General features: G+C 49.2%; 7 protein-coding genes. 4 read left to right on the forward strand and 3 right to left on the reverse strand.

Features of this window, described 5'->3' with window-relative positions:
- Positions 1–79 precede the first annotated feature (79 nt).
- The 3 genes from QZR21_RS07650 to QZR21_RS07660 form a co-directional block, all read right to left on the reverse strand.
- Complete coding sequence (locus QZR21_RS07650; protein ID WP_296974733.1) at positions 80–1,675, reverse strand: Ppx/GppA phosphatase family protein; 1,596 nt, start codon at positions 1,673–1,675, stop codon at positions 80–82.
- Between the two features lie 209 nt (positions 1,676–1,884).
- Positions 1,885–2,184 carry a hypothetical protein gene (locus tag QZR21_RS07655; RefSeq protein ID WP_296098823.1) on the reverse strand — a complete coding sequence of 100 codons (300 nt, stop codon included), beginning with the start codon at positions 2,182–2,184 and terminating at the stop codon, positions 1,885–1,887.
- A 437-nt stretch (positions 2,185–2,621) separates the two neighbouring features.
- Positions 2,622–3,242, reverse strand: a complete 621-nt coding sequence (locus QZR21_RS07660; RefSeq protein ID WP_296098822.1) for a M48 family metallopeptidase — start codon at positions 3,240–3,242, stop codon at positions 2,622–2,624.
- 350 nt (positions 3,243–3,592) lie between these two features.
- Here QZR21_RS07660 and QZR21_RS07665 point away from each other — a divergent pair, with 350 nt between their 5' ends.
- The 4 genes from QZR21_RS07665 to rpsR all read left to right on the forward strand — a co-directional run bounded on the left by QZR21_RS07665 (position 3,593) and on the right by rpsR (position 5,570).
- Positions 3,593–4,357, forward strand: a complete 765-nt coding sequence (locus tag QZR21_RS07665) for an SDR family NAD(P)-dependent oxidoreductase (RefSeq protein WP_296098820.1) — start codon at positions 3,593–3,595, stop codon at positions 4,355–4,357.
- Between the two features lie 113 nt (positions 4,358–4,470).
- Positions 4,471–4,755 (forward strand): 30S ribosomal protein S6, encoded by a 285-nt coding sequence (gene rpsF, locus QZR21_RS07670; RefSeq protein WP_296098817.1) that lies wholly within the window; start codon positions 4,471–4,473, stop codon positions 4,753–4,755.
- A gap of 11 nt (positions 4,756–4,766) precedes the next feature.
- Complete coding sequence (locus tag QZR21_RS07675) at positions 4,767–5,306, forward strand: single-stranded DNA-binding protein (RefSeq protein WP_296974738.1); 540 nt, start codon at positions 4,767–4,769, stop codon at positions 5,304–5,306.
- Between the two features lie 33 nt (positions 5,307–5,339).
- Positions 5,340–5,570, forward strand: a complete 231-nt coding sequence (gene rpsR / locus QZR21_RS07680; RefSeq protein WP_363143274.1) for a 30S ribosomal protein S18 — start codon at positions 5,340–5,342, stop codon at positions 5,568–5,570.
- Positions 5,571–5,718 lie beyond the last annotated feature (148 nt).

The raw sequence follows: 5,718 nt of genomic DNA on the forward strand, positions 1-5,718 counted from the left end.
AGTGACTCTATACGCCAGCACCGAATACCAACAGCTCGACAAACCGCAATTGGCAGGAGCTTGCGTCCGCTATCTTCCACTAATTCTTTTCTGCAAATTTCAGGGCTTCCGCTGCTTCCTTCAGCTCATTTTTATTTGTACTGCCCGGAAACCACTGGATACGCAGGGGGAGGCGGAAAGTCTTTTCAAAATCTTTAATCAGGTTCTGCACTGCATGGGCAGGAACATCGAAATTATCCCGGCTCGTGTAGATGCGAAGATCCATGGCCTGTTTGGAAGAGGTGCAGATGAGGCGGGTAATGCACTGTTCATGGCTTTCATCGAGTCCTTCGGCCAAAGCCAGGAAAAGGGCCATCATACGAACTTCCTTCATTTGCAGGTCCGAAAGAATACGGACATGGGTATTGGACTTCAGGAATTTGCTGGAATAGCCATGATGGAAGGCGCAGATGAGGGCGCACATGATCTGTTCCCTGTGGGACCAGCCGAATATGTGGGCATTGGCAGTAATGTAAGCGCTGTGCCGGGCATGGCTGTAGTAGTTGACGATGGTGCCCGTATCATGGAGGAGTCCGGCGGCTGCCAGAATCCGGCGCATTCGATCATTGAGATGATGCATCTTCTTCCACTGGTCGAACATGGACAATGCCATGGCTGTTACATAGGAGGTATGGAAATCGTATTCCACCGGCAGAGTGTAGAGATAGTTCTTTACGGAAGAAAAGAGCATGTCATTGCGCCAGTGATTTTCCTTATCATATAGGGGGTCATAGTAATGGAAGAACAGTCCCTCCCGGAGTCCGCAGCCGGAAATGGTGAGATAGGAGGATTTTGCTTTCCGCACGATTTCCTGGACCACCAGGGCACCGGCGATAATGATATCTGCCCGCTCGGAGGAAAGACCGGAAATCTTCTGCCGCTCCTCATAGCTCTTGGAACAGATGGATTTCACCATGGAAAAGAGATTTTCTACAGGGAGATTATAATTGTGGAGCTTAGGCAGGGGATAGGAAGAGGCCCGCTGGTGCACTTTCGCCAGGTTTCGGACCGTACCGCCGACACCGATGACTTCCATAGGTTCCTTGGGAAACCATGGGATTTCAGAGAGCTTCTTCTGGATGAATTCCCGGATTTCGTTGATTTTATTGTAACTGACATCACCGGAGGACTGGAACATTTCTGTCAGGGTGACAGCGCCCATGGGGATACTGACGGAGTGGATCCGCTTTTTATCCTTTACCAGGGAAATCTCTACGCTGGCCCCGCCCAGATCAAAGAGAAGAAAATCCTTCCTGTCTATGGTGTGGATGACGCCGGAAAAGCCCAGGGCCGCTTCTGCCTTTCCACTGATAATGGTCATGGGAATGCCGGTGGTCAGCCTGACCCGCTTGAGAAATGAGGCGCCGTTGATGGCATTCCGCACCGCCGCTGTAGCCACTGCCATGACCTTTTTGACTTTCTGTACAGCAATAATATGAGAATAAACGGAAAGGCATTTCAATGCCCGCTGCTGGGCTTCCTCCGTAAGCTGCCGGGAATCCATGGTCATGCCCTCTGCCAGGCGGATGGATTTCTTTTCCTGGTATACCAGTCTATAAGCACCGTGTGCCCCAATCTGCATGATAACAAAACGGATGGAGTTCGACCCCAAATCAATAATTGCAATACGCTCCATGGTATCTCCTTTATAGCAGCCATGTATAAAAGGTAAACAGACTGCTTTTATTTATTATCTTTTATTTTACAACAGCCGGGATTCGAAAAAAAGAAATCTACCCGATTTGAAGACTGTAAAATCTCTGTAAAGAGTGGAAAGAAGCAGCCTGTGAGGTTGGTCAACTTTCGGATGGATAGAATGCCTGCTTTTTATTTCTGCTTTATTGCTCAGCGTTTTTTTATTTTGTATAGCAGGCCTACCATTGTGAGAATGGCGGTAAAAGCGGTAATCGTCATGGACCAGGCGATGCCGAAGTGCATGTATCCTTCAAAGGAAAAATCCCAGGTGAAATACATGACGGTCAGTATGGCGGCAGCAATGCATCCTATGGCGAGGATTGTTGGCTTTTCCCGGTAGGTAAAGAGAAAAAATATGCCTGCCAGATATCCGGCTATACCGGCAGCGGAAAGCATACTGTCATGATAGAGGACCAGGGAGACTATGGAAAGAATGAATGCGTATTTCAAATGAAAACTCCTTTCTGCAGTGAATGCAGGATGTACTGCCAATTTCAGTTTGTAGGAGAGTTTAATGCTTGGATGCCCATTCCCTTGAGTACAATCATTCTCAAGGAGGATAAAGGGTAATGCCTTCGGCAAGGTGGCTCAGGGGTAACGGGCTTTGCCCGAGGGGGTGGTGTGCCGCATCAAAATTATAAAGCGGCACAAGTTTATAATTCAGCGGCAAAGCCGCAAAATACATACTCTGCGGCGCTATATGAATTGTGCGCCGCACCTGCCCCTTGGCCGCAGGCCATTTCCCTTGAGTCACCTCGCCGTCAGGCGTTACTCCTCGCCCGCAGGGCGTTCCCCCCTCAGCTGCTATGACTCAGACCGTAATCATGCCAATGAGAATCCAACCATCAATCAGCTCGACAAACCGCAATAGTCGGAGATGCTGGATGTTATTTTACCAGCTGCTCAAAGTCCTTGTCTCCATGAAGCCAGGTGAAATGGTCTTGTACCCGGGCCTGGGGTTTTACATTTTGGGGATCCAGTTCGATGGCTTTTTTCAGGTATTCCAGGGCCTTTCCCTTGTCCTTCTTATCTGCGTAGTCTGTGGCGATGCCGTAGTAGGACCAGGTATTCTTAGGGTCCTGGTCAAGAACCTTTTGGAAGTAAGTAATAGATTCATCGTAGTGCTTCCCCAGCTTCTGGGCCATGGCCATGTCGAAGAAGGCCTGTACATAACCGGGATTGATGGATAAGGATTGATTGATGGTAGCAATTCCTTCTTCCGGCGATACGTCAAAGGCCTGGATAATTCCTTTCAGGGACAGGGCTTGGTAATTCTGCTCATCTTTGGCCAATGCATCGTTGGCCAGCTGGAGGGCAGTCAGGTGGTCCCCTTTACCGTAGGCCGTCACAGCTTTACGGTAAATCTCCTCCGATTCCTTTGTAATCACGTGAATCTGGGGAGCCGATTGGGAAATGGCAGGGGCAGAGGAGGCCGGAGGCATTGTGCTCCCGCAACCGGCGGAAAGCAGGGAAATGGCAATGAGACAGCAGATGGAAAGAGTTTTCATGGAATCTCCTTTTCCCTGCAGGGAAGCAGGGATTTTTGTATAATAGGTAAAGAATATTTCAGTTTGTCGAGCTGTTAGGGCGATGCTTACGGATAGAGTCATTCGTGCGGGGGCTTCTAGCTGCTAGCTCCTAGCTTCTAGGAAAGCTGGTCAGCCTACGGCACGAATGACTGACGGAAATATAGGGTGGGTAGCGCCGCAGGCGAATCAGCCTTCCTGGCAGCTAGCTGCTAGTAGCTAGAAGCTCCATGCGAATGGCTCTATCCATCTGCGCCGAACACATCAGCTCGACAAACCGCAATTGGATATAGCAATATACAACATACCTATTATATCAAAGGAGGAACGTTATGAGTCGATTCGCTTTTATAACCGGTGCCACCAGCGGTATTGGGCTGGCATCTGCCCGGGCTTTGGCGGGAAAGGGATATGACCTTGTTATTGCGGCCAGAAATGGGGAAAAACTGGAGCAGGTCAAAAAGGACATAGAAAAAGAAAAGAAAGTAAAAGTTACCACCTATGAGCTCGATGTCCGCAGGCCCGAGGAAATTCATCGGGTGGCGGAAGACTGCCTCAAAAATGTGGGGACCCCCTATATTCTTCTGAACGATGCAGGCCTTGCCAGGGGCCTTGAGCCCTATGGGGAAACAGCGGAAGAGGATATTCTCCAGATGGTGGATACCAATATCAAAGGCCTGTTTCTTGTGACCCGTGCTTTTCTGCCGGCCATGCTGGAAAAGAATGAGGGCCAAATCATTAATCTCGGGTCCACCGCCGGCCTCTATGCCTATGCGGGGGCTGCGGTGTACTGCGCCACCAAGGCGGCGGTGAAGACGTTCAGCGATGGTATCCGTATCGATGTAATTGACAGCGATATCAAAGTAACCACCATCCAGCCGGGCATTGTGGAGACGCCATTCAGTGAAGTCCGGTTCCATGGAGATAAGAAACGGGCCCGGGCGGTGTATGAGGGAATCGATGCCCTCCAGGCGGAAGACATTGCCAACGTCATTGCTTTTGTGGCGGACCAGCCGAAACGGGTACAGATCAGTGATGTGGTCATCATGGCAAACCAGCAGGCCACCGGATTTATGGTAAGCAAAAAGAAGAAATAAATAATTTGCAATTCATCCATGTTTCTTGTATAATATAAAAGCTTGCTATTCCGCAGGCAACTTCCTGGCCCGCAGAGAGTGCGGGACATAGGTCCGAAAAGGAGGCGAATTTCGTGAAAAAGTATGAAGTTATGTTCATTGTGAACGCAGCTGATGATGAAGTCATTAAGGCTGCTGTCAAACTGGTACAGGACACCATCACCAGAATCGGTGGTACCATTGACAAAGTTGATGAATGGGGCAAACGTCATCTTGCGTACGAAGTAAAGCATCAGAGTGAAGGCTACTACGTAGTAGTAGATTTCCAGGCTGATCCGGCGCAGATTAAAGAACTTGACCGCGTTATCAAGATTCATGAAGAAATTATCCGTCATATCATTGTAAAACAGGATGACTAAGAGGTAGCACAATGAATTCAGTTCAAGTTATGGGTAACCTGGCACGGGATCCGGTCATTCGCGCAACGAAAACCGGTCGTTCCGTAGCATCTTTCACCGTGGCAGTCAATCGTAACTACGTGACTCCCCAAGGCGAACAGCGGGAGCTGACAGACTGGATTAATGTGGTTGCCTGGGGCTCCCTGGCTGAAGCCGTAGGCAATCAGCTGAGAAAGGGAATGCGTGTTTTTGTAGAGGGACGCTATTCTACCCGCTCTTACGATGCACAGGATGGAACGAGAAAATATGTAACTGAAGTGGTGGCCAATTTTGTTGCCATTCCTTTGGGAACAAACAGTTCTTCTTCCTACGCACCGCAGCAGTCCCAGGGTAATTCTTTCGGCGGAAACGGTTTTGGCGGAAATCATAATTTCGGCGGAAACGGTGGAAACAATGGCGGTTTTGGAGGAAACGGGTTCAATAACAATGCTCCCTCCGGACAGAACAGCCAGCCGGGAGGCAATTTTGGTCAATTTGGTACTTCAGGAAAAGACGAAGATATTCCGTTCTGATATGCATTGATTTTGGAGGATATAGAAAGCATGATTAGAAGAGACAGAGTAAGAAGACCGAGAAGAAAGGTCTGCCAGTGCTGCGTAGATCACGTAGACACCATTGATTATAAGAACGTTCAGGCCCTGCGCCGTTTCGTTTCCGAAAGAGGAAAGATCCTTCCCCGCCGCGTAACCGGAACATGCGCAAAGCATCAGCGTAAGATCAACCTCGCTATTAAGAGAGCAAGAGCTATTGCCCTGCTTCCGTTCAGCGCTGACTGATTGAATGATAAAGGAGCTGTGAAAGTGAGAAATCACCGTCACAGCTCTTTTTATTGCGGAGAATATGGAACGAGAGAGGCCAATTTCAGTTTATCGAGCTGTTAGGGCGATGCTTACGGATAGAGTCATTCGTGCGGGGGCTTCTAGC

The organism is uncultured Dialister sp. (assembly GCF_900541605.1).
GTDB lineage: Bacteria > Bacillota > Negativicutes > Veillonellales > Dialisteraceae > Dialister.